At 71.1% G+C, this 21,810-nt stretch carries 20 protein-coding genes; 13 read left to right on the top strand and 7 right to left on the bottom strand.

Features of this window, described 5'->3' with window-relative positions; all coding sequences use genetic code 11:
- Positions 1-190 precede the first annotated feature (190 nt).
- The 3 genes from A33M_RS00895 to A33M_RS00885 all read left to right on the top strand — a co-directional run bounded on the left by A33M_RS00895 (position 191) and on the right by A33M_RS00885 (position 5,245).
- On the top strand, positions 191-2,605 hold the full coding sequence (locus tag A33M_RS00895; protein WP_008382514.1) for a L,D-transpeptidase family protein: 2,415 nt from the start codon (positions 191-193) through the stop codon (positions 2,603-2,605).
- Between the two features lie 501 nt (positions 2,606-3,106).
- Positions 3,107-4,792, top strand: a complete 1,686-nt coding sequence (locus A33M_RS00890; protein WP_040618784.1) for a DUF882 domain-containing protein — start codon at positions 3,107-3,109, stop codon at positions 4,790-4,792.
- 234 nt (positions 4,793-5,026) lie between these two features.
- Positions 5,027-5,245: a hypothetical protein gene (locus A33M_RS00885; RefSeq protein WP_008382510.1), complete on the top strand. Its 219-nt coding sequence runs from the start codon at positions 5,027-5,029 to the stop codon at positions 5,243-5,245.
- Between the two features lie 54 nt (positions 5,246-5,299).
- On the opposite strand, the gene gcvH is transcribed toward A33M_RS00885, so the two are convergent.
- The 3 genes from gcvH to A33M_RS00870 all read right to left on the bottom strand — a co-directional run bounded on the left by gcvH (position 5,300) and on the right by A33M_RS00870 (position 7,479).
- Complete coding sequence (gene gcvH / locus A33M_RS00880) at positions 5,300-5,662, bottom strand: glycine cleavage system protein GcvH (protein WP_008382509.1); 363 nt, start codon at positions 5,660-5,662, stop codon at positions 5,300-5,302.
- Between the two features lie 20 nt (positions 5,663-5,682).
- Positions 5,683-6,873, bottom strand: coding sequence for a glycine cleavage system aminomethyltransferase GcvT (gene gcvT / locus A33M_RS00875; protein WP_008382508.1), 1,191 nt, complete (start codon positions 6,871-6,873; stop codon positions 5,683-5,685).
- A gap of 201 nt (positions 6,874-7,074) precedes the next feature.
- Positions 7,075-7,479: a DUF3775 domain-containing protein gene (locus tag A33M_RS00870; RefSeq protein WP_008382507.1), complete on the bottom strand. Its 405-nt coding sequence runs from the start codon at positions 7,477-7,479 to the stop codon at positions 7,075-7,077.
- Between the two features lie 283 nt (positions 7,480-7,762).
- On the opposite strand from A33M_RS00870, the gene A33M_RS00865 reads away from it, so the two are divergent.
- The gene (locus A33M_RS00865) at positions 7,763-8,830 is read left to right on the top strand and encodes a tartrate dehydrogenase (RefSeq protein WP_008382506.1); all 1,068 of its coding nucleotides are present in this window, start codon (positions 7,763-7,765) and stop codon (positions 8,828-8,830) included.
- Positions 8,831-8,893: 63 nt separating this feature from the next.
- Here A33M_RS00865 and A33M_RS00860 read toward each other — a convergent pair whose 3' ends face one another.
- A complete protein-coding gene (locus A33M_RS00860) occupies positions 8,894-9,994 on the bottom strand; it encodes a LacI family DNA-binding transcriptional regulator (protein ID WP_192814075.1) in 1,101 nt (366 codons plus the stop codon).
- A gap of 312 nt (positions 9,995-10,306) precedes the next feature.
- On the opposite strand from A33M_RS00860, the gene A33M_RS00855 reads away from it, so the two are divergent.
- The 4 genes from A33M_RS00855 (at position 10,307) to A33M_RS00840 (ending at position 15,163) form a co-directional block, all read left to right on the top strand.
- Positions 10,307-11,671, top strand: a complete 1,365-nt coding sequence (locus A33M_RS00855) for an MFS transporter (RefSeq protein ID WP_008382504.1) — start codon at positions 10,307-10,309, stop codon at positions 11,669-11,671.
- A 38-nt stretch (positions 11,672-11,709) separates the two neighbouring features.
- A complete protein-coding gene (locus tag A33M_RS00850; protein WP_008382503.1) occupies positions 11,710-12,873 on the top strand; it encodes an enolase C-terminal domain-like protein in 1,164 nt (387 codons plus the stop codon).
- 185 nt (positions 12,874-13,058) lie between these two features.
- Positions 13,059-14,180, top strand: coding sequence for a glycosyltransferase family 1 protein (locus A33M_RS00845; protein ID WP_008382502.1), 1,122 nt, complete (start codon positions 13,059-13,061; stop codon positions 14,178-14,180).
- Complete coding sequence (locus A33M_RS00840) at positions 14,177-15,163, top strand: hypothetical protein (protein WP_008382501.1); 987 nt, start codon at positions 14,177-14,179, stop codon at positions 15,161-15,163. The genes A33M_RS00845 and A33M_RS00840 overlap by 4 nt, the downstream gene beginning before the upstream one ends.
- A gap of 19 nt (positions 15,164-15,182) precedes the next feature.
- Here A33M_RS00840 and A33M_RS25185 read toward each other — a convergent pair whose 3' ends face one another.
- Complete coding sequence (locus A33M_RS25185; protein WP_008382500.1) at positions 15,183-15,794, bottom strand: TetR family transcriptional regulator; 612 nt, start codon at positions 15,792-15,794, stop codon at positions 15,183-15,185.
- Between the two features lie 292 nt (positions 15,795-16,086).
- Here A33M_RS25185 and A33M_RS00830 point away from each other — a divergent pair, with 292 nt between their 5' ends.
- The 4 genes from A33M_RS00830 to A33M_RS00815 all read left to right on the top strand — a co-directional run bounded on the left by A33M_RS00830 (position 16,087) and on the right by A33M_RS00815 (position 18,403).
- Complete coding sequence (locus tag A33M_RS00830; protein WP_008382499.1) at positions 16,087-16,452, top strand: hypothetical protein; 366 nt, start codon at positions 16,087-16,089, stop codon at positions 16,450-16,452.
- Positions 16,453-16,648: 196 nt separating this feature from the next.
- Positions 16,649-17,032, top strand: coding sequence for a hypothetical protein (locus A33M_RS00825; RefSeq protein ID WP_008382498.1), 384 nt, complete (start codon positions 16,649-16,651; stop codon positions 17,030-17,032).
- Positions 17,033-17,168: 136 nt separating this feature from the next.
- Positions 17,169-17,768 (top strand): sigma-70 family RNA polymerase sigma factor, encoded by a 600-nt coding sequence (locus tag A33M_RS00820; RefSeq protein ID WP_008382497.1) that lies wholly within the window; start codon positions 17,169-17,171, stop codon positions 17,766-17,768.
- On the top strand, positions 17,765-18,403 hold the full coding sequence (locus A33M_RS00815) for an NrsF family protein (protein WP_008382496.1): 639 nt from the start codon (positions 17,765-17,767) through the stop codon (positions 18,401-18,403). Before A33M_RS00820 ends, A33M_RS00815 begins: the two co-directional genes overlap by 4 nt.
- A 30-nt stretch (positions 18,404-18,433) precedes the next feature.
- On the opposite strand, the gene purQ is transcribed toward A33M_RS00815, so the two are convergent.
- Positions 18,434-19,135 (bottom strand): phosphoribosylformylglycinamidine synthase subunit PurQ, encoded by a 702-nt coding sequence (gene purQ, locus A33M_RS00810; RefSeq protein WP_008382495.1) that lies wholly within the window; start codon positions 19,133-19,135, stop codon positions 18,434-18,436.
- Between the two features lie 301 nt (positions 19,136-19,436).
- Between purQ and A33M_RS00805 the strand changes: the two genes are divergently transcribed.
- Entirely contained in the window at positions 19,437-21,212 is a 1,776-nt protein-coding gene (locus A33M_RS00805) for a chloride channel protein (protein WP_040618766.1), read from the top strand.
- A gap of 115 nt (positions 21,213-21,327) precedes the next feature.
- Here A33M_RS00805 and purS read toward each other — a convergent pair whose 3' ends face one another.
- The gene (purS, locus tag A33M_RS00800; RefSeq protein ID WP_008382491.1) at positions 21,328-21,567 is read right to left on the bottom strand and encodes a phosphoribosylformylglycinamidine synthase subunit PurS; all 240 of its coding nucleotides are present in this window, start codon (positions 21,565-21,567) and stop codon (positions 21,328-21,330) included.
- Positions 21,568-21,810 lie beyond the last annotated feature (243 nt).

Below are 21,810 nucleotides of genomic sequence, written 5' to 3'. Positions count from 1 at the left end.
CCGCACCATGCGCGAAAAGCCGAGCGTGCGCCGGGCCGTCTCGGTTAGCTTTCTCGCGATTGGCGTGGCCTGGCGTGGAACTCCGCGTGCGACGGCCGCCGCCGCGTCGGCCCCGTGCGTGGCCGATGGAGCCGTCCGTGTGCCGACGGCTCGACCGTGGTGCCCGTAAAGCCTCGTGAGGAGATCGCCCATGCGATTCGATCGTCTGCTCGCCGGAACGGCCCTCGCCCTCGTTCTGACCCTGGGTGTCGCGCCGGCCCGTGCCGAACCGGGCGATGCGGCCACGGTCTCGACCCCGGTCTCGACCACGACGGTCTCGACCGGGGCGGTCTCGACCGCAGTCTCGACCGGGCCGGAATCGACCAGGGGCTCCACCGAGGGGGCGACCGAGGCGGTCTCCTCCGACCCGGCCTTGAGCACCGAGGCGGCGGAACCCGCTGCCCCGAAGGCCGCCGCCTCCGAGGCCGTTGCTCCGAACACGGCCGCGGCGCCCGAGGCGCCCGCGCCGAAGGATCCTTCGTCGGCCGCAAAGGCCGCCGACGAGAAGACGTCCGTCTCGGTCGATGATGCGGTGCCGCCGGTCCAGCCCGCCCCGGTGGTGGTGACCCCGAACGACGTGGCACCCGCCGACACCAAGGCCGCCGAGACCGCGCCGTCGCCGACCGCTCCGGCTGCCCCGGCCACGGCCGAGACCAAGGCTGCTCCGAGCGCGCCCGCTACGCCGGACACGGCGAAGACCGAGCCGGAAAGCAAGCCGGCCGCCCCGGAGACCGCGAAGACCGAGCCTTCTCCGACTGCGCCCGCCACGCCGGACACCGCCGCGACGACGCCGGCACCGGCGGCTCCCGAGACGGCGAAGACCGAATCGGCTCCGAGCGCACCCGCCACTCCCGACACCGCCACTCCCGACACCGCCGCGACGAAACCCGCGCCGGGCACGCCGGCCGTGGCGCCCGAGACCGCCAAAAAATCCGCGCCCGCGGCCGAGCCGACCACCGCCTCGATCCCCGAGGCCGTCGCGCCGGTGCAAACGCTCGACCAGAAGGTCGGGCCGGTGCTGCGTGATCTGCTCGCGTCGAAGGACCGGCGGTTCGACACCAAGACGCGCGAGGCCCTGCAGAGCTTCTATGCCGCGCGCAACGACGCGCCGCTGTGGACCGCCGACGGCGTGGTCTCCGCGCGGGCAAAGGCGGTGGCGGCGCAGCTGAGGAGCGCGGCGGCCGACGGCCTCGACCCGGCCGACTATCCGGTGCCGCAGCTCGCCGCGAACCCGACGCCGGAGGACGTCGCCGCCTACGAGCTGGCGCTCGATGCCGCGGTGCTCGACTATGCCCACCACGCGGCGGTCGGGCGGGTGCACTGGTCGCGGATCGCCGGCGACATTCTCTACGAGACCAAGGCGCCGGCGGCCGACGCGGTGCTCGACAAGCTCGCGACCGCGGACGACGCCCGCGCGGCGCTCGCCGGCTATCTGCCGCAGCATCCGGCCTACAAGGCGCTGAAGGCAAAGCTCGCCGCGCTGCGCGGCGAGACCGCCGACGAGGATCCGCCGCTGGCCGACGGCCCGCTGATGCGCGAGGGCACCGAGGACGAGCGCGTGCCGGGCTTGCGCAAGCGGCTCGGCGTCACCGGCGAGGGCAATCTCTACGACGCGGCGCTGGCCGACGCGGTGAAGGCGTTCCAGAAGAAGCACGGCCTGCGGCCGGACGGGCTGGTCGGCCGCAACACGATCGAGGCGATCAACGGCCCGAGCGACGCCCGCACCGCCGACATCATCGTCGCCAATCTCGAACGCTGGCGCTGGATCGACCACGATCTCGGCAAGGCGTACGTGATGGTCAACATCCCGGACTACACGCTGAAGGTTTACGACCACGGCGCGGTGAAGTGGAAGACCCGCATCGTGGTCGGCAAGCCGAGCAAGGCGACGCCGCTGCTCAGCGAGACGATGAAGTACATCACCGTCAACCCGACCTGGAACGTGCCGCCGTCGATCGTCTACAACGAGTACCTGCCGGCGCTGCAGCAGGACCCGACCGTGCTCGAACGGATGGGGCTGAAGGTCACCTATCGCCGCGACGGCTCGGTGCACGTCTCGCAGCCGCCCGGCGCCGCCAACGCGCTCGGCCGCATCCGCTTCAACTTCCCCAACAAGTTCCTGGTCTACCAGCACGACACGCCGGACAAGTATCTGTTCTCGAAGTCGCGGCGGGCCTACAGCCACGGCTGCATGCGGGTGCAGGACCCGGACGAGTACGCCGAGGTGCTGCTCTCGATCGCGCTGCCGAAGGAGAACTACACGGCCGCGCGGATCCGCAAGATGTACGGAAGCGGCGAGACAAACATCAACCTGCCGAAGCCGATCCCGGTGCATCTGACCTATCAGACCGCGTTCGTCGACGAGCACGGCGAGCTGCAGCTGCGCGACGACGTCTACGGCCGCGACAAGCAGGTGCTGGCGGTGCTGCACGGCAACGAACGGAAGGTCGCCGACGTGCCGGTCCAGCGCCGCGAGGCGTCGGTGCGGCCGCGCCGCCAGGTGTTCCAGGCGCCGCCGGAGCCGCCGCGCACCAGCATCTTCCCGTTCTTCAACCTGTTCCGCTGACGGCCGCGGCGGCCGGCGAAAATTCGAGGCGTTCGAGAAGGCCGGGGATGTCCCGGCCTTTTTCGTTCGATGCCGGGATTGCTTGGGGGATTTCCGGAAAGCATTTTTCGTGCCCGCCGGTGATCGTCAGGCGATCACATCGGTCGGAACGGCGACCGACGCGTGCACGGGTCGCGGCGGGATCCCCGAATCCGTAAAAATATCGTTGACGAACAATATTTTACGCCGGCGTGGCGCGGCCGCATCAGTCGGCTTGTTTTCGCCATGATCACGGTTTAGTGAAGGCTTCGTGATGGGGGAGAGGGGGCAGCCAGTCTGCGTTTACCGATCCCGTAAAAGACGCCGAGCACGACGTCGCGCCGCGCACCGGGGGGGTGTGCGGCGCGACGGTCTCCTTCCCGGACGCCGTCCGGGCGGGACGCCGAAGTCTTGTCCGAACGAGGGATCGTGAACGTGACACCGACGCGCGGCCAAAGCCCCTCCGCATCGTTTTCGTTCGCCGTGAGCAAAGTCTTGCGGGCCGGCAGACATGCCGGCGCCGTGGCGGCGATCCTGCTGCTCGGCAGCCAGACGCTGCAGACCGCGGCAGCCAACGGCGACACCCGCTCGCTGACCTTTCACCACACCCACACCGGCGAGACGCTGACCGTCACCTACAAGCGCGACGGCCGCTACGACCCGGCCGCGCTCGCCAAGATCAACCACGAGATGCGCGACTGGCGCCGCAACGAGGAGGTCCGGATGGACCCCGCGGTGATCGACGCGGTGTGGGAGCTCTATCGCGCGGTCGACGGCAAGGACGGCATCGACATCATCTGCGGCTATCGCGCGCCCGCCACCAACAGCATGCTGCGGAGCCGCTCGAGCGGCGTCGCCAAGCACAGCCAGCACACGCTCGGCAAGGCGATCGACCTCAAGGTGCGCAACGTGCCGCTCGACGTGCAGCGCGCCGCCGCGTTGCGGCTGCAGCGGGGCGGCGTCGGCTATTACCCGGGCTCGCAGTTCATCCATGTCGACGTCGCCAGCGTGCGCCACTGGCCGCGCATGACCCGCGACCAGCTCGCCCGCGTGTTTCCGGACGGCCGCACCGTGCACGTGCCGACCGACGGCAAGCCGATGAAGAATTATCAGCTCGCGCTCGCCGACATTGCGCGGCGCGGCTCGTCGCCCTCGCAGGTCTCGCTCGCCGCCGCCCGCTCGGCCGGCGTCGACACCGACGCCGACACGGGCGCGCAAAACCCGGTCCAAAACGTCACCGCGCCGGCCAAGAACCTGTTCGCCACGCTGTTCGGCAGCCGCGGGTCCGATCCCGAGGAGGCCGAGGACAATGCCCGCGAGCCGGCGCGTCCCGTGACCTCTCGGCCGGCGCGTGCCGAGACCCGCGTCGCCGAGACTCGGGTTGCCTCGCGCGTGCCCCTGCCGCCGAGCCGGCCCGGCGCGACCGAGGCGGCAGGAGACGCGCCCGCTTCCGGCGGCCTGATGCTCGCCTCCGCCGGCGCGACGCCGGTGACGCTCGGCAACGAGCCGCCGCGCCCGCCGGCCGCGATCGGCGAGACCTCGGCGCAGCCCTACCGCACCGCATCCGCCGACGAGGTGATCGTGCCGGCCGACGGTGGCGCGAGCACCGGCTCGGTCGGGCCGTGGACCCGTACCCGCGACGCCGCCGACCGCGTGCCGCTCGAGCTCGCCCTCGCTTATGCGGTGGAGCCGCGCAGCCGCCCGCAACAGGCGCCGGCGCGTCCCTCGATGATGGGCTCGCTGGTCGACCGCGCCCGCCTGTCCGCCGACGACGCGGCACGCCCGCCCGCTCAGGCCGCTCCCGGCCCGGTGACGGTGGTGCGCAAGGCCACGGCGCGGCTCGGCCATGCCGACGAGAGCGAGACGCCGGCCGCGGCGGTCGCCGCCCCGCACGCCGCCGTGGTGGCGGTGAAGGCCGGCATGCAATTCGACGATCCGTGGCTGCGCGCCGTGATGCTGGCGCCGAGCCTGCAGCGCTCGCTCACCGTCACGGGCTATGGCGCGCCCGACTGGGGCGCCATCTCGCGGCTGCTCGAGAAGCCGACCGGCAGCGTGATGATGACGTTTGCGGGCGAGCCCTATCCGGGCATGACGAGCGATCGCTTCTCCGGCGGCGCCGTGGTGTTTCTCTCCACCGTCACTTTTCAGCGCACCGCTTCGCTGCAGTGACCTCGGCCTCGCGGCCGCGCGCACGCCCGTGAGGAGGCACGGCCGCTGGCTGCCGCGCCCGCGGCCGCTCGCTTCGGCGCAACCCGACGCCCGCCGTTAACGCTTTCTCGAGCAAACGCTTTACGCAACGCCCGAAAGTCGTCTCTATGGCCTCGCCGAGCCGGGGGGCGAGGCGGGGTGGTGTCCGACCGGGCCTTTTCTCTCGTCCGATCGGATTTTTTTCGGGCGTGACCGATGTTCTTCCGTGAGCGCAGCGCGACAGCCGCGCGGTCGACCTTTCTGCGCGGGATCGTCCGCTGCCCGCGTTGCGGCGGCGAGATTCCGTTCCACAAGGTGGAGGCGGTCGCCGACGAGTTCTCGCTCGGCTGTGGCGCCTGCGGGCACCGCGGCTTCTTCCGCAAGAGCGAGATCGCCGTCCAGCAGATGCCGGAGCGCCGCCGCCGCCCGCGTTGAGCCTTTCCGAGCAGCGGGCTGCGCCGTCCCGTGGCGGGGCGTCGCGCGAAAACGTCAGCCCAGGATGGCCTTGTAGCCCGCCTCGTCGAGCAGGCCGTCGAGCTGGGACTTGTCGGCGATCTTCAGCTTGAACAGCCAGCCGGCCGCCATCGGGTCGCTGTTGATGGTGCCGGGCTCCTGCGCCACCGCCTCGTTGACCTCGGTCACCTCGCCGTCGACCGGGCAATAGATGTCGGAGGCGGCCTTGACCGACTCCACCACCGCCGCCGCCGCGCCCTGCTCGAAGGTCGCGCCGACGGTCGGTAGGTCGACGAACACGAGGTCGCCGAGCTGCTCCTGGGCGTGATCGGTGATGCCGACCGTGGCGACCTCGCCGTCGAGGCGGAGCCACTCGTGGTCCTTGGTGAATTTCAGCATTTTTGGGGTCTCCTCCGGCCTCACGGGCGCACGAAACGGGGCGGCACGAACGGCAGCGTCGCGACGGCGACCGGCAGCCGCTTGCCGCGCACCTCGGCGAACAGGCGCGTGCCGGGGACGGCATCGGCGGTCGTCACGTAGCCCATCGCGACCGGCGCCTCGACCGTCGGCCCGAAGCCGCCGGACGTGACGCTGCCGACCGGCGCGCCGCCGGTCTCGTCGCGAAACAGAGGCGCGCCGCCGCGCACCGGCGCGCGCCCCTCCGGCCGCAGCCCGACCCGCACGCGCGGCGCGCCTTCGGCGAGCTGCGCGAAAATCGTCTCGGCGCCGGGAAAGCCGCCGGCCCGCAGCCCGCCCGTCCGCCGCACTTTTTGGATGCTCCAGCCGAGCCCGGCCTCGACCGGCGTCGTGTCGGGGCCGATGTCGGTGCCGGACAGGCACAGCCCCGCCTCGAGCCGCAGGCTGTCGCGCGCGCCGAGCCCGACCGGCGCCACAAGCGGGTTCTTCAGCAGCGTTTCAGCGAAACTCTCGGCTGCCTCGGCCGGCAGGGCGATCTCGTAGCCGTCCTCGCCGGTGTAGCCGGAGCGCGAGACGAGGGACGGAATGCCGGCGATCGTCACCGCCCGCGCGTCCATGAAGCGCATCGCCGCGACCTCGGGGGCGAGCGCGCCGAGCACGGCGGCGGCCTCGGGTCCCTGCAGCGCGAGCAGCGCGCGGTCCGGCCGCGGCTCGATCCGGCATTGTTTTGCGAGATGCGTGTCGAGGTGGGCGAGGTCGGCCTCGGCGCAGGCCGCGTTGACCACGAGATACAGGTGGTCGCCCTGGTTGGAGATCATCAAATCGTCGAGAATGCCGCCTGCGGGCGTGGTCAGCAGGCCGTAGCGCTGGCGCCCGGCCGCGAGCCCGACGAGGTCGGCCGGCACCAGCGCCTCGAGCGCCTTCGCGGCCTCCTCGACCCCGCCGCTGCGTGGCCACAGCGCGATCTGCCCCATGTGCGAGACGTCGAACAGGCCGGCTTTCGCCCGCGTGTGGCGGTGCTCGGCGAGAATGCCTTGCGGATACTGCACCGGCATGCTCCAGCCGGCGAACGGCACCATGCGGGCGCCGAGCCGGACGTGCAGCGCATGGAGGGGGGTACGCTTCGCGCCGGCGTCGGTCGTTTGCGCCGTGCCCTCGCCCGCGGTCTCGCCCGCCGTGCCGTCCTGCGTCATGCCGTCTCCGTGGTGGCGGTCGCGGCCGGCCGGGGAGGCGGGCGACTCGCGGAGCGGCGAATCTGCGCGGGGGCGGGCGCCGGCGCAAGGCTCGCCGCTCGCCCGGCACTGTTTTGCCGGAGCGGGCGCGCCGGCCGGTCGCCATGGCGGCAGACCGGTCCGGCGGACTCGTCCGCCGGGCGAGCCCGCGGACTGGTCCGCTCAGTAGCGCTCGAGGTCGTAGTCGTCGCAGGTGCAGCCGAACTGCTGCAGCGCGTCCTCCAGATGGTCGGGCAGCAGCGGCTTCGACAGGAGGTAGGCGGCGGTGTGCCGGCTGTGGGCGCGGGCGGCCTCGGCGCGCAAATCCTCGAAATCCTCGAGCGTGCCATCGCCGCGGCCGAGCCAGGTCAGCGCCACCAGGTCGATCTGCTCGTCGAGATTGAGCGAGGTGATGAAGCTCTTCAGCTCGCGAAACGTCGGGTCGTTCGCCCGGATGTCGAGCGCCGACCAGCTCTCGTCGTCCTCGCCGTCGTCGCCGGCTTCGTCCTGGACGTCGAACTTGCGCGCCTCGAGGATGATCCAGCACACCTTCTCGGGCGAGATCGTCAGGGTCGGGGCGGTGATCATGACGCCATCCTCGCGGGCGAATGCTCGCCCGCTGGTCGGCCGCGCCCCCGTGGGCGGTTCCGGCCGTCGTCGCGATATGCAACCTCGACGTGAGACTAGGAGGGGGCCGCCGTGCTTCCTTGATCCAGGTCAACAGGCATGCGCCGGTGCGGCTTGACGGCGATGGACGTCGGATCGACCCTTTCGCCTCTCGGCACCGCGCCGCCGGTTCGGCGCGATCCTCGCGCGGTGATGTCCCCACGATTTCGGCAGAGCGGGCGCCCTCGGCGCCGGAGGTGACGGCATGGCACGGACGTATCGGATCGCGGTGATCCCCGGCGACGGCATCGGCAAGGAGGTGGTGCCGGAGGGCGTGCGGGTGCTGGAGAAGGCGGCCGAGCGCTTCGGCTTCCAGGTGACGTTCGACTGGTTCGACTTCTCCTCGTGCGATTATTACGAGAAGCACGGCCGCATGATGCCGGAGGACTGGAAGGCGCAGATCGGCACGCACGACGCGATCTTCTTCGGCGCGGTCGGCTGGCCGAGCAAGGTGCCGGACCACGTGTCGCTGTGGGGCTCGCTCTTGATGTTTCGCCGCGAGTTCGACCAGTACGTCAATCTGCGCCCGGTGAAGCTGTTGCCCGGCGTGCCGTGCCCGCTGGCCGGCCGCAAGCCGGGTGACATCGATTTCGTGGTGGTGCGCGAAAACACCGAGGGCGAGTACTCCTCGATCGGCGGCACCATGTTCGCCGGCACCGACCGCGAGCTGGTGGTGCAGGAGACGGTGATGACCCGGCTCGGCGTCGACCGGGTGCTGCGATACGCCTTCGATCTCGCCCAGAAGCGCGCGAAGAAGCACCTCACCGCCGCCACCAAGTCGAACGGCATCTCGATCACCATGCCGTTCTGGGACTCGCGGGTCGCCGAGATGGCCAAAGCCTATCCCGAGGTGCGGTGGGACAAGTTCCACATCGACATCCTCACCGCCAATTTCGTGCTGCATCCCGACTGGTTCGACGTGGTGGTGGGCTCCAACCTGTTCGGCGACATCCTGTCCGATCTCGGCCCGGCCTGCGCCGGCACCATCGGCATCGCGGCGGCGGCCAACATCAATCCGGAGCGCATCTTCCCCTCGGTGTTCGAGCCGGTGCACGGCTCGGCACCGGACATCGCCGGGCAGGGGATCGCCAACCCGATCGGCCAGATCTGGTCGGGCGCGATGATGCTCGACCATCTCGGCGAGGGGGAGGCCGCGGCCGGCATCGTCGCCGCGATCGAGCGCGTGCTCGCCGAGAAGACCCTGCGCACCCGCGATCTCGGCGGCAACGCCGACACCACGGCGTGCGGCAAGGCGGTCGCCGCCGCGCTCTGAGCGGGCTCGCCCGGCCGCATCGGTCTCCCCCGCCGTTTCGCGGGCGAGGGCGGTGCGGCCGCGTCAGGTTTCTGCGCGCTTGCGACTGCGGCGCCGCGCCGGAGGCGCCGCCACGGATGTCGAAGCCGCCGCGGCGGGCGCCGGCCCGCAGCTTCCGCGCGCCTCGAACCAGGTCGGCAGCACCAGCGGCTCGCTCGGGGCCGGGCGCTCGATCTGCGCCAGAAGCGTTTCCGCCGCGCGGCGGCCGAGCAGGGCGGTGTCGCGGTGCACGGTCGAGACCGGTGGGTCGTGGAAGCGGCTGAGCGGGCTGTCGTCGCAGCACACCAGCGAGAGCTGGTCGCCGAGCCGGAGCCCGCGCCGGCGAACCGCGCGCAAGGCGCCCTCGAGGAGCTGGATGCCGCCGAGCAGCACGGCCGTCGGCGGCCGCGGATCGCTCAGGAAGCGTTCCATCGCGTTCTCGCCGTGCTCCACCGACAGCATGCCGGAATCGACCATCAGGTCCGGCTCGAGCCCGAGCGCCCGATAGCCGGCCTCGACGCCGCGGACGCGCTCGCGCGACGGGCGGACGTGGCGGCCGACCGCGAGGCCGAGCCGGCGGTGGCCGAGCCGCAGCAGATGCCGCGTCGCCTCGCCGAGCCCGGCCTCGTGATCCGACAGCACGCCGTGAGCGCCGAGATCGGCCGGCATCGTGCGGTCGATCACGACGATCGGCACCGTCGCGGAGCGCAGCGCGGCGAGGGTCGCCGGATCGTTCTCGAGCGCCGGCAGCAGGATCAGGCCGTCGACCTGGCGCTGCAGCAGCGCCTTGATCCGCTCGGCCTCGTAGGCGGCGACGCCGCCCGAGTTCGTCACCAGCACCGAGTAGCCGGCCGAGCTCAGCGCGCTCTCGGCGCCGGCGACGATCGAGGACAGGAGCGGGTTGGTGATGTCGGCGCACACGAAGCCGATCGACTGGGTGGTGCGCCGCCTCAGGCTCTGCGCCAAGACGTTCGGGGCATAGCCGAGCTGGCGCGCCGCCTCGAGCACGCGCTCGGTGAGCTGCGTGCTGGAGCCCGGCTGTCCCGACAGCACCCGCGACACCGAGGCGATACCCACCCCGGCGAGCTCGGCGACCTGGCGGATGCCCGGCCGCCCCGTTCCCTGTTCCGTCGGTTTCCTGCTCACGGCTTTTTCTGCTCGACCGCTTGACAAACGCGGGAGGGCGCTCGAAAGTTGGAAACGTTTCCGGAATCGTTTCCAAAACAACGAGAACGAGGGAACGACAATGGCGTAAGCGAAATCGTCATCGACACACACGTAATTCCGGAAGGGTAGCCTGTCCCTCACAGGGATAGCGGAAGTATTTCGCGTCTTCAACATTCGAAAGCACGGTACGACGACGATGGTCGCGCCTCGACTCGGGCGCGATCGTAACACGCACGATCAAATCCCCCGAGACTGGCTCTGGCGGCATCCGTCGAACAAGGGAACGTTGCTGTGGAACAGACATCGCCTCGAAGTCCCGAGGTAAGCCGGGCGATCCGAAACGCCACGCTGAGTGCCATCGTCGGCACCGCGGTCGAATGGTACGACTACTATCTCTACGCGACCGCCGCGGCGACCATCTTCAACAAGCTGTTCTTTCCCTCCTACGATCAGCTCACCGGCACGCTGCTGGCGTTCGCGAGCTTCGCCATCGGCTTCTTCGTGCGGCCGATCGGCAGCGTCGTGTTCGGTCACATCGGCGACCGCATGGGCCGCAAGTTCGTGCTGATCACGACGCTCCTGCTGATGGGCGGCTCGACCACCGCGATGGGGCTGTTGCCGAGCTACGAGACGGTCGGCATCTGGGCGCCGATCCTCCTGTGCGTGCTGCGCGCCCTGCAGGGGCTCGGCTCCGGCGCCGAATATGCCGGCGCGGTCCTGATGGTGGTCGAGTACGCGCCGCCGCAGCGCCGCGGCCTCTACGGGGCGATGCCCTATATCGGCGTGGCGCTCGGCCTGCTTCTCTCGCTCGTCACCTTCCGCCTGTCGTCGCTCCTGTCGCACGAGCAGTTCGAGGAGTGGGGCTGGCGCATCCCGTTCCTGCTGAGCGCCGTCGTGGTGGCGATCGGCATGATCTTCCGCACCACCCTGAAGGAGACCCCGGTGTTCCGGGCGCTGAAGGAGCGCAACAAGCGCGCCCGCGCGCCGGTCAAGGAGGTCTTCCGCACCTCGCTGCGCCCGCTGTTGTGCGCCTGGGGCGCGCGGCTCGGCGACAACTCGCTCGCTTATGTCTACGAGTCGTTCGTCATCGTGTACGTCACCAAGCAGCTCGGCCTGCCGCGCGACATGATCGTCACCGCGCTGATGTTCTCGACCACGGCGCAGTTCGTGACGGTGCCGGGCTTCGGCTGGCTGTCCGACAAGATCGGCCGCAAGCCGGTTTATATCGGCGGGGCGCTATTGTCCGGCCTGTCCGTGTTCCCGTTCTTCTACCTGCTGCAGACCAGGAACGTGGTGCTGATCTATCTCGGCCTGTTCGTCGTCTCCTCGATCGCCAAGACGATGATGACGTCGGCCCAGAGCCCGTGGCTCGCGGAGATGTTCCCGGCGCGGGTGCGCTACTCCGGCTTCGCGCTCGCCCGCGAGGTGACCTCGCCGATCGCCGGCGGTCTCGCGCCGATGATCGCCGTCGCCCTGCTCGCCGCCGGCAACGGCTCGCCGCATCTCGTCGCCTGGTACGTCGTCGCCCTCGCGGTGATCACCGGCGTCGCCGTGCTGCTCGGCCCGGAGACCCGCGGCGTGCCGATGCACGACGTCGGCGACGAGCCCGACCGATCCCCGCCGGCCCCGCTGCCGGCCTCCGCCCCGGCCCGGTGAGCGGACGCACCCGGTTCGTTCTTTCCGAGGAGACTTCGATGAAAATCACCAAGGTGGAGCCCCTGCACGTCGGGCAGTTCATGTTCGCCCGCGTGGAGACCGACGAGGGCATCGTCGGCGTCGGCGAAGGCGGCTCGTGGGGCCAGCTCGAGGCGTCGGCCGCGGCGATCGTCCGGTTCGGCGAGTATCTGGCCGGCAAGGACCCGTTCGCGATCGAGCACCACTGGAACGTGATGCACCGCTTCGGCTACTTCCAGGGCATCGCGATCAATTCCGGCATCTCGGCGATCGACATCGCCCTGTGGGACATCAAGGGCAAGGCGCTCGGCGTTCCGATCTACGAGCTGCTCGGCGGCAAGGTGCGCTCCAAGGCGCGCATCTACGGCCACATCTACGAGAGCTCGATCGAGAAGATCCTCGAGGAGTGCAAGCGCAAGATGGACGCCGGCTTCACCGCCTTCGGCCATCTCAACCCGTTCCTCGACGAGGGCAACGACAAGGTCTGGTTCAAGACCCACATCAAGAAGATGCGGGACGCGATCGACAATGTCCGCCGGATGCGCGAGGTGGTCGACGACCGGGTCGACCTGCTGATCGAGCTGCATCGCCGCCTCACCCCGGCGGAGGCCATCGTGTTCGCCCGCGGCATCGAGCAGTATCACCCGATGTTCATCGAGGACCCGGTGCGGCCCGAGAGCGCCGCCCACATGGCCCGCGTCGCCGACAAGATCCAGGTGCCGATCGCCACCGGCGAGCGGTTCACCACGATCTACGAGTTCGAGGCGATCATGGCTCGCGACACCGCCGAGTACGCCCGGGTCGACCCGTGCGTGTGCGGCGGCATCACCGGGGCGCGCAAGGTCGCGGCGATGGCGGAGGCCCACAACGTCCAGGTGGTGCCGCACAACCCGCTGTCGCCGATCGGCCTCGCCGCCTGCCTGCAGCTCGATGCGGCGATCCCGAACTTCGCGATCCAGGAATACTCGACCGGGTTCGAGGCCGGGACCTTCGAGTCGCTGCCGATCCATCTCGGCAGCAACATCGTCGACGCCGTGCCGCTGCCGAAGAACGGCTTCGTCGACATTCCGGCCGGTCCCGGTCTCGGCATGAACCTGCTGCCCGATGCCCAAAAGATCCGGCCGCCGCTGTCCAAGCCGATCTCGATGCGGCCGCACGCCGACGGGTTCGTCATCGACCAGTGAGCGAAGGCTTCTGCCGGTCGGGCCGGCGGTGCCCCCGGTCCGGCCGGTCCGGCACCGCCGGCATCCGCGCCCCGAGCCCCGAAGGGGGGCGGACGCCTGCGGGCTGGCCGAGGCCGACGGTTCGGCTATGATCGCGGCTCCGGCGGGTCACGCCGCCCGAGCACGCGAACCGAGCAGGACCGAGGATGAAGGCCGCCCTGGTGTTCGCCGGCAGCACCGCTGCGGCATCGTGTGGGGCGTATCGCGCGCCGGGCTTTCTCGGCGCGCTCGCCGAGGCCGGGATCGAGCCGGTGCTGATCGACCTCGACGTGGTGGCCGACGCGCGCTTCGCGAGCCCCGGCTGCGCCGTCGCCGGGGTGGTGAGCTACCGCAACCACGCCGACCGCTTGGCGCTGATCGTGTCCCAGGAGCACGCCGCCGTGGTGCAGACGTTCGGCGCCACCGCCGATCTCGGGCCGGTGTGGGACGACGCGGCGCGCGCCGCGGTGCCGCTCGTGCATTTCGTCGGCTCGGCCGGCGCGGTCGGCGAGCGTACGGGCCGGCCTGGCGTCCCGGTGGTCTCCGACTTTTCCGGTCCCCGCGGCACCCTCGCGCACTGGCACGCGCGGATCGCCTCGCGGCACGTCGCCGGCGTGGTCGGCTCGAACCGCGCCGATCTCGGCCGCCATTTTCGCCACGGCTTCTTCTCCCGCGCCGGCTTCTCGGTGGTGGCCCCGCCGCCGATCCCGCGCGCCCGGCCCGCGGCTGCGGCCGCGGCCGCGCCCCGCCGGAGCCGCGAGAGCGGCCCGGTGCTCGGCTTCTTCGATCCCGAGGCCGATGGGGCGGCGCTCGACATGCTGTTTCAGGCGGTCGCGCTGACCGGGCAGGCCGGCACCTTCTCGCTCCACCTCGCGCCCGAGTCGCTTTCCGGGCGGGCGAAAACGCGCAGCGGCGCGACCTTCGTCGCGGCGGCGACGGCGGACGAGTTCGTGCGGGCGATCGACGTTCTGGTGGTGCCGCGTGCCGACGACCGTGTCCTTCCGACCATCGTCACGGCCCTCCGCGCACGCAAAAGCGTGATCGTGCCGGACACCGGTGCGGCGACCGAGATCGTCGACTATGGCCGCTGCGGCCTGTTGTACCCGCCGGACAGCGTCTATCATCTGGCGATGGCGATCAATGTGATGACGCAGGCCTGGGACAACCGTCCGTTCTCCTTCGAGGGGGTGGACGACGCGATCGCCCGGACGGCGCCCGCGGCGGTCGCCGCGGTGTTCGTCGGCGCCTGGCGGCGGCTCGCCGCCGGCCGTGAGCGTGGCGTTTCATGACCGAGGGTGGCCTGCTGTTCGGCATCGTGCTTCTCGCGCGCGGCGACCCGCGGCTCGTGCGGGCGACGCTCGCCTCGATCGAGGCCTGGACGCCGGCGCCGGCGCGGGTGGTGCTGGCGGTGCCGAAGGGCCGCGAGCACGCCTTTGCCGCGCTCGCCGCGGCGCCCTCGGTCGAGCCGGTGACGGCGGCGGATGCCGATCTCGTGCCGGCGGCGCTCGCCGTGGTCGCGCCGCACGCCGACATCGTGGTGGTGACGGCCGAAGGCGTGGTGTTCGACACCGACTGGCTCGACCGCACCCGCGCCGAGGCGGAGAATTTTCAGGACGTCGTCGGCGTGGTCGATCTGGTCCACCGGGTGGTGAAGATCACCACCGACGGCGACGACCCGCGCCCGTCCGGGACGATGTCGCCCGGGATGGTGGCGCCCGGGACGGTGACGGCGGGGATGGCGGCGCCGCTCGCGGTACCGGCCGGCGTGCGGGAGCCCCGCATCGTCTCGGCGCTGCGCGCGCTGATCCGGGCGCGCAGCCTGATGGGCGCGATCTTCTGGGCGCGCATCGCGGCGCTGCGGCAGATCCGGATCCAGGCCGCGGCCGACGGCGGCGACGTCGTCGCCTTCGCCTGCGCGCTCGACCAGCTCCGCTCGCGTGGCCGCACCCGGCTCGGCTTCACCCGCGCGGCGCGTCACGTGCGGCTCTTGCCGGAGCGGCGCACCGGCTTCGATGCCGGCTACGGCGTCTATCGGCGGATCGAGCAGCTCGCCGCCGCCCGGCAGGATGCACTCGCGGTTGGTGGGCCCTTGCCGGTGCATCTCGATCCGCGGGTCGAGCGGGTGCGGCTGATCGCCGAGCAGGCGGTGCGCTCGCTCGGCGGCGCCGGCAAGCACAATGCGACGACCTTCCTGAAGGGGGCGCTGGCCGCCCGGCGCGACGCCATCGCGGTGCGGCGCACGGTGGTGCGCGATCTCCGCGAGCTGCGCTGACCGCCGGCTTCGAGCGGTCTCAGCCGGGCGGCTTGCCGGCGGAGAGCGAGATCACGAACGCCCGCATCGCCGCCGCGACGTCGCCGGCCACGTCGAACTCGGTCTCGCCGGTCAGCCACTGGTGGACCAGGCCGTGCATCATCCCGCAAAAGGCCAGCGCCGCCGTCTCCGGCTGCCAGTGCGGCGCGAGCCGCCCGCGCTTTTCCGCTTGGCGAAAAATCGCCCGCAGCGAGCTGCGCAGCCGCCGATCGAAGTCGTGCTGACGCTCCGGCGCCTCCACCATCGCGAAATTGACGAGATAGCTCGCCAGCCGCTTGCGCTTGGGATCCATCTGCAGGTCGCTGAGTTTTGCGGCGGTGGTCGCCAACAGCTCCTCCAGCGGATCGAGCGTCTCGTCGACCTCGAGCTGGCTCTCCAGCTCGGCCAGCGGTCCGCCCATGCGGTCGAGCAGCGCCAGCAGCAGCCCCTGCTTGTTCTGAAAGTGCCAGTGCACGGCACCACGGGTGAAGCCGGCGGCGCAGGCGATCTGCTCCAGCGAGACCTCGACCACGCCGTGCTCGAGAAAGAGCCGCTCGGCGACAGCCAGGATGCAGTCGCGCGTCTCCTCCGCCCCCTGCTTGGTGCGTCTCATCGGGCCCCCCGATTGACATACATACGGTCGGTATGTAGCATCTTCTTCCAGAGCGAACCACCGGAGAGGTTTTTCGAGGTCCCCCACGATCCGTCGCCCCAGCGTCTTCGGCGCTTCGCCGTCGACCCGTTCTCGCACCCGAAGCGGGCTCGGCGCAAACCCCGTGCGGACCCCGCCCGGCGGTGCTTCGAAGGCCCGACGAATCGCCGCCCCGAAAGCCTTTCCGGACCCGCATCGGACGACGACCGAAGGATTTGCCGCCGTCCGCCGTAAACCGAGCGAGGACGACGGCATGCCGATCTTCCGCCTCCTGTCGAACGGGTTGCGCACGCTCGCCGCGTGGCGCGACGCGCTCGCACCCGAAGGATTCCGTCGCCGCCGGCTCGAGCGGCAGGTCGAGGCCGCCTCCGAAGTTCTGGTGAAGGTCGGGGGCGTGGTGATGCCGTTCGGCCACCTCGTCTCGCTCGGCCTGGCCGCCCGCGGCGTGCCGGGCATCCGCGTCCCGACCGAGGCGGCGGCGAGCATCCGCGCCGCGGTCGCCGCGGCGCAATCCCCGCGGGCGCTGCTGTGGATCGAGCGGCAGGCGCTGATCGAGGAGGTCGAGATCGAGTCGCGGCGCTGGCGCCAGGAGGCCGAGGCCGAGCGCCGCGGCGGCTGATCGCCACGGCTCGCCCGCATGCGGGCCTTCGCCCACCCGAGCGGGTGGAAACCAAGAGACTCCGGCGTGGGGTGTCGCTGCCCACGCCGTGCGCCGGGTGGCTTCGTGTGCACAGAGTCGTCGCCACCCGGCGCCCTTCTTCTCTCGCCGTCGGGACCGCCAAGGTCCCCCGGCGCGTCGTGTCCGGAGCCGACCCATGTCGTTCCTGTTCGAGGTCCGCCAACGCCGTACGCCCGCTCGCCGCCGCAAGCGTCGCGACCCGACCGCCCGCGAGCTGAAGTTCCTGGAGGCCGTCGCCGCCGGCGACCGCCGGCCGAAGGGCTGCGGACCGGCGAGCTATTACTGCCTGCTGCACGGCTGGGTCGAGCCGCTGGTGGTCGACCACGCCGGCACCTTGATGCGGGCGCGAAAGATCACCGTCGCCGAGCGGTTCGAGGAGAGCGATCTCAAATGGCGCTCGGCCGGCTTCGCCCTCACCCCGCGCGGCGCCGCCCTTCTGCGCGCCCAGACGGCCGTGGTGCCCGCCCCGGCCGCCGGCCAAGCCGCCACCGCCCGAACCGCCGTCGGCCAAACCGCCTGAGCTTCCGGACACGCGCCTCCGCGGACGTGCGTGTCCCGCTCGCCTGCGGCGGGTTATCGTGCGGGGCGCCTGCGGACGCCCTTGTAACGATCGCACGGTCGCGGCCGAAGGGGCAGGAGGGGTGAGCCGACAAAGGGTGAGCCGACACGAGACCGACTGGACCGCGCTGATGCGGGCGGCGAACGCGGGCGATGCGGCGGCCTACGACCGCTGCCTGCGCTCGATCGCCGGTGTTTTGCGCGCACGCGTGAGGCGCTCCGGCCTCGCGGCGGCCGACACCGAGGACATCGTCCAGGAGGTCTTGCTGGCGGTCCATCTCAAGCGGCACACCTGGGACGAGACGCGGCCGTTCGGTCCGTGGCTGCAGGCGATCGCCCGCCACAAGGTGATCGACGCGATGCGCCGGCGCGGCGGCCGCACCGATTTGCCGCTCGACGATCTGGCGGATGTCTTGCCGGCGCCGGAGGCCGAGCCGGCGGCGCGCGGCTTCGAGGTGGAGCGGGCGCTGCAGAAGCTCTCGGCGGCCGAGCGGGCGGCGGTCGAGGCGATCACGGTCGACGGGGCGGGAATCGCCGAGACGGCGCAAAAGCTCGGCACCAGCCCGGGGGCGGTGCGGGTGGCGCTGCATCGGGGCTTGCGCCGGCTCGCCCGGCTCGCCGAGGCGGCCGACGAGGATTTTCGGGGCGGCGCGGAGGCGCCAGCGGCACGGGCGAAGGGCGGACACGAGCGGCGATGAAGACCGACGATCTCATCCGGGGACTGGTGGCCGATCAGGCGACGCGGGAGCGGTTGCCGGGCTCGGCGCTCGCGCCGTGGTTTTTCGGCGGGCTCCTCGTCTCGTTCGCGATCTTTCTCGCCGTGCTCGGCTTTCGCCCGGACTTTTTCCAGGCGCTGGCGACCGTGCGGTTCGTGCTGAAGCCGGTCGAGATGCTGCTGTTCGCCGGCGCCGCCGGCTGGCTCGCGGTGCGGCTCGCCACCCCCGGCGCCGCGTTGCGGCCGCCGCTCGGCCTGCTGCTCGCCGCGGTGGCGCTGCTCGTCGCCGCCGTGCTCGGCGAGCTTTTGGCGGTACCGGCGTCCGCCTGGGTGCCGCGCCTCGTCGGGTCGAGCGCCGGGGTGTGCGTCGCCGCGGTGCCGCTGCTCGCCGCGCCGCTGCTCGCCGCCACGCTCCTCGCTCTACGGCACGGCGCACCGCTGCGGCCGGCGCTCGCCGGGGCGGTGGCCGGCCTGTTCAGCGCGGCAGCGGCGGCGGCGCTCTATGCGCTGCACTGCCGGGACGACTCGCCCCTGTTCGTCGCCACCTGGTACACGTTCGCGGCCGCGCTCACCGCGGCGGCGGGTGCCGCGCTCGGCCGGAAAATGCTGCGCTGGTGAGTCTCTTCTCGCGAAAAACGGCAAAAGCCGTCAGTGCGCGCCGTCGAGCCAGTGGCCGAGCCCGGCGAACAGGCCGCGGCCGTCGGTGAGGCCGATCTCCGGCTCCACGTGATTCTCGGGATGCGGCATCATGCCGAGCACGTTGCCGCGCTCGTTGAGAATCCCGGCGATCGCATAGATCGAGCCGTTCATGTTCCATTCGGGCGACAGCGCGCCGTCCGGCGCGGTGTAGCGGAAGAGAATCCGCCGCTCGCCCTCGAGCCGGGCGATCGTCTCCGAATCGGCCATGTAGTTGCCCTCGCCATGGGCCACCGGCACCCGGATCACCTGACCCGTGGTGTAGCCGGAGGTGAACGGCGTGTCGGCCCGCTCGACCCGGATATAGGCGTCCTTGCAGATGAACTTGAGCCCGGCATTGCGCATCAGCACGCCCGGCAGAAGCCCGCTCTCGCACAGGATCTGGAAGCCGTTGCAGATGCCGAGCACCAGCCCGCCGTTTGCGGCGAAGGCCCGCACGGCGTCCATGATCGGCGCCCGCGCGGCGATCGCGCCGCAGCGCAGATAGTCGCCATAGGAGAAGCCGCCCGGCAGCACCACGAGGTCGGTGCCGTCCGGCAGCGACGTCTCGGTGTGCCACACCATCGCCGGCTCGCTGCCGGCACACAGGCGCAACGCGCGCGCCATGTCGCGCTCGCGATTGATGCCGGGAAAGACGAGGACGGCCGATTTCATGGCCCTCTGTCTAGTGTGGGGGGGCCGCGCCCGCAAGCCGAACTTGGTGCGCCAGCGCACCTCCGTCGCCGCGGTGCACACGCGGCCGATCGGCTCCGTTCACGGAGAAAGGCGCGATACGCGCGCAGCGGGCGGTGAGACCGTACCACCCATGATTTGCTGCATCGCAGCTCGACCGCGCCAGGCGGTTACATTTGCGGTGCAACTTTCTTATACCGCCCGCGGTTCCGCCCGGTGGGCCGCTGCTTCGAGGCGGCGCCCCGGAGTCGACAGCACGCCCCCGATAAGAGACCCTTCCCCGATGAGACTTCCCCGCCAACGCATGGGCCTGCTCGGCCTCTCTCTGCTCGCCGTGGTGGTCGGCGCCGTCACCGGCGTCGGCGCGGTGGTGTTTCGCGCACTGATCGCGGTGATCCACAACGCCTTCTTTCTCGGCACCTTCACCTTCGCCTTCGACGCCAACCAGTTCACCCCGGCGAGCCCGTGGGGACCGTTCATCATCCTGGTGCCGGTGATCGGCGGCCTGATCGTCGTCTTCCTGGTGACCACGTTTGCGCCCGAGGCGCGCGGTCACGGCGTGCCCGAGGTCTTGGACGCCATCTACTACAAGGAAGGAAAAATCCGCCCGGTGGTGGCGGCGATCAAGTCGCTCGCCTCGGCCTTCTCGATCGGCTCGGGCGCGGCGGTCGGCCGCGAGGGGCCGATCATCCAGATCGGCGCGACGCTCGGCTCCACCTTCGGCCAGTCGATGGCGATGCCGCCGTGGCAGCGCATCACGCTGGTCGCGGCCGGCGCCGGTGCCGGCATCGCCGCCACCTTCAACACGCCGATCGGCGGCGTGATGTTCGCGATCGAGCTGATGATGCCGGAGGTCAGCGCTCGCACTTTTCTGCCGGTGGCGCTGGCGACCGGCACCGCCACCTTCGTCGGTCGCTTCTTCCTCGGCATGAGCCCGGCGTTCGACGTGCCGGCGGCGTTCTCGGCCACCAACACCCCGGAGCCCTTGGTCGCGCTCCTGCTGTTCGCGGTGCTGGGCGGCCTCGCCGGGCTCGGCGCCACCGCCTTCGTGCGCAGCCTGTCGTGGGCCGAGGACGCCTTCCTGGTGGTGAAGAATCCGTATCTCCGCCACGTCGTCGGCATGCTGATGGTCGGCGTGCTGATCTATGCGCTGTTCGAGCTCGCCGGGCACTACTACGTGCAGGGCGTCGGCTACGCCACCATTCAGGCGCTGCTCAACGACAATCTCGGCGCGAGCTTCGGCTTCTTGCTCTTCTTGTTCTTCGCCAAGCTGTTCGCGACCTGCGTCAGCCTGGGGTCGGGATCGTCGGGCGGCATCTTCTCGCCGTCGCTGTTCATGGGGGCGACGCTCGGCGGCGCGTTCGGCGCGCTGGTGACGCTGGTGCACCCGGTGCCGGGGGTCGACGCGGTCACCTGCGCGATGGTCGGCATGGCGGCGATGGTGGGCGGCGCGACCGGCGCCGCGATGGCCGCCGTCACCATGATCTTCGAGATGACCCGCGACTACGAGGTGATCATGCCGATCATCGTCGCGGTGGCGGTCAGCATCGGCATCAGGCGCCTGCTGTCGCGCGAGAACATCTACACGATCAAGCTGGTGGGGCGCGGCCACACGATTCCGAAGGCGATGCACGCCAACATGTTCCTGGTGCGCCACGCCTCCGAGGTGATGGATGCGGACTTCGTGCTGCTGCCGGCCGAGACGCCGTTCGCCAAGTTTTTGCGGGACACTTGCGACGAGGGCTTGAAGCACATCGTCGTCACCCGCGGAGATCGCGTGGTCGGCGTGCTGCGGGTCAACACGGAGCTGCGGCGTGGCCTCGAGGACGCCTATACCGGCGTGACGCTCGGCGAGCTGGTGCGGCGGCGCGGCTTCACCATCGCCCGTCCGGAGGACGTGGTGTTCGACGTGGTCGACCGCATGTGGAAGCACAAGGCGCCGATGGCGATCGTCGCCGCCGCCAAGAGCCGGCCGCGGCCGAGCCAGGTGGTCGGCGTGATCGACAAGGAGCACATCGCCGATTCGGTCGCCGAGAGCGTGCGGCCCTACAGCAGCTGACCGGCTTTTCCGGCGACGGCTTTGCGACGACGAACGGGGCGGCACGGTGTGCTGCCCCGTTTTCACGAGCCGGCGGGTGGTCCGGGAGAGGGGCGAGGCCGGGGAGACGAGTCTCCTAGACGAACTCGACCCGGTAATCCTCGATCACGGTGTTGGCGAGCAGCCGCTCGGCGGCTTCCGAGAGGGCGGCCTCGGCGGTGCGGCGGTCGGTGCCGGGGATCTCCACGTCGAACACCTTGCCCTGGCGCACGCTCGCCACGCCCTCGATGCCGAGCGCCTTGAGGGCGCCCTCGATCGCCTTGCCCTGCGGGTCGAGGACCCCGGACTTCAGGGTGACGGTGACGCGGGCTTTCATCGGAAAAATCCTCGGTGGCTGCGGGCGGTGCCTTCCCTACCACCGGTGCCGCTCGTCCTCAACCGGGTCGCCCTCGACCCGGCCGCTCCCGACCCGGCCGCTCCCGACCGGGGCACCACCGAGCGGCATCCGCGTGTGCCGTCGACGATCACCCGTTCGGCGTGTGCGTCTCGCCGGCGGCGGGGCCGCCCGCGGCCTGAGAGCCCGTTTGGAAACTCGGACGCGGGCTGCGTTGCGGCGCGA

Source organism: Rhodovulum sp. PH10 (genome assembly GCF_000293785.1).
Taxonomy (GTDB): domain Bacteria; phylum Pseudomonadota; class Alphaproteobacteria; order Rhizobiales; family Xanthobacteraceae; genus Rhodoplanes.
The sequence above is the reverse complement of the archived record's forward strand: the minus strand, read 5'-3'. Positions and strand labels throughout refer to the sequence as shown.

Excerpts from the sequence above, each read along its gene's own strand:
- A33M_RS00895 (WP_008382514.1), top strand. The coding sequence starts at position 191 with ATGCGATTCGATCGTCTGCTCGCCGGAACGGCCCTCGCCCTCGTTCTG.
- A33M_RS00885 (WP_008382510.1), top strand. The coding sequence starts at position 5,027 with ATGTTCTTCCGTGAGCGCAGCGCGACAGCCGCGCGGTCGACCTTTCTG.
- gcvH (WP_008382509.1), bottom strand. The coding sequence starts at position 5,662 with ATGCTGAAATTCACCAAGGACCACGAGTGGCTCCGCCTCGACGGCGAG.
- gcvT (WP_008382508.1), bottom strand. The coding sequence starts at position 6,873 with ATGACGCAGGACGGCACGGCGGGCGAGACCGCGGGCGAGGGCACGGCG.
- A33M_RS00870 (WP_008382507.1), bottom strand. The coding sequence starts at position 7,479 with ATGATCACCGCCCCGACCCTGACGATCTCGCCCGAGAAGGTGTGCTGG.
- A33M_RS00865 (WP_008382506.1), top strand. The coding sequence starts at position 7,763 with ATGGCACGGACGTATCGGATCGCGGTGATCCCCGGCGACGGCATCGGC.
- A33M_RS00850 (WP_008382503.1), top strand. The coding sequence starts at position 11,710 with ATGAAAATCACCAAGGTGGAGCCCCTGCACGTCGGGCAGTTCATGTTC.
- A33M_RS00845 (WP_008382502.1), top strand. The coding sequence starts at position 13,059 with ATGAAGGCCGCCCTGGTGTTCGCCGGCAGCACCGCTGCGGCATCGTGT.
- A33M_RS00840 (WP_008382501.1), top strand. The coding sequence starts at position 14,177 with ATGACCGAGGGTGGCCTGCTGTTCGGCATCGTGCTTCTCGCGCGCGGC.
- A33M_RS25185 (WP_008382500.1), bottom strand. The coding sequence starts at position 15,794 with ATGAGACGCACCAAGCAGGGGGCGGAGGAGACGCGCGACTGCATCCTG.
- A33M_RS00830 (WP_008382499.1), top strand. The coding sequence starts at position 16,087 with ATGCCGATCTTCCGCCTCCTGTCGAACGGGTTGCGCACGCTCGCCGCG.
- A33M_RS00825 (WP_008382498.1), top strand. The coding sequence starts at position 16,649 with ATGTCGTTCCTGTTCGAGGTCCGCCAACGCCGTACGCCCGCTCGCCGC.
- A33M_RS00815 (WP_008382496.1), top strand. The coding sequence starts at position 17,765 with ATGAAGACCGACGATCTCATCCGGGGACTGGTGGCCGATCAGGCGACG.
- purQ (WP_008382495.1), bottom strand. The coding sequence starts at position 19,135 with ATGAAATCGGCCGTCCTCGTCTTTCCCGGCATCAATCGCGAGCGCGAC.
- A33M_RS00805 (WP_040618766.1), top strand. The coding sequence starts at position 19,437 with ATGAGACTTCCCCGCCAACGCATGGGCCTGCTCGGCCTCTCTCTGCTC.
- purS (WP_008382491.1), bottom strand. The coding sequence starts at position 21,567 with ATGAAAGCCCGCGTCACCGTCACCCTGAAGTCCGGGGTCCTCGACCCG.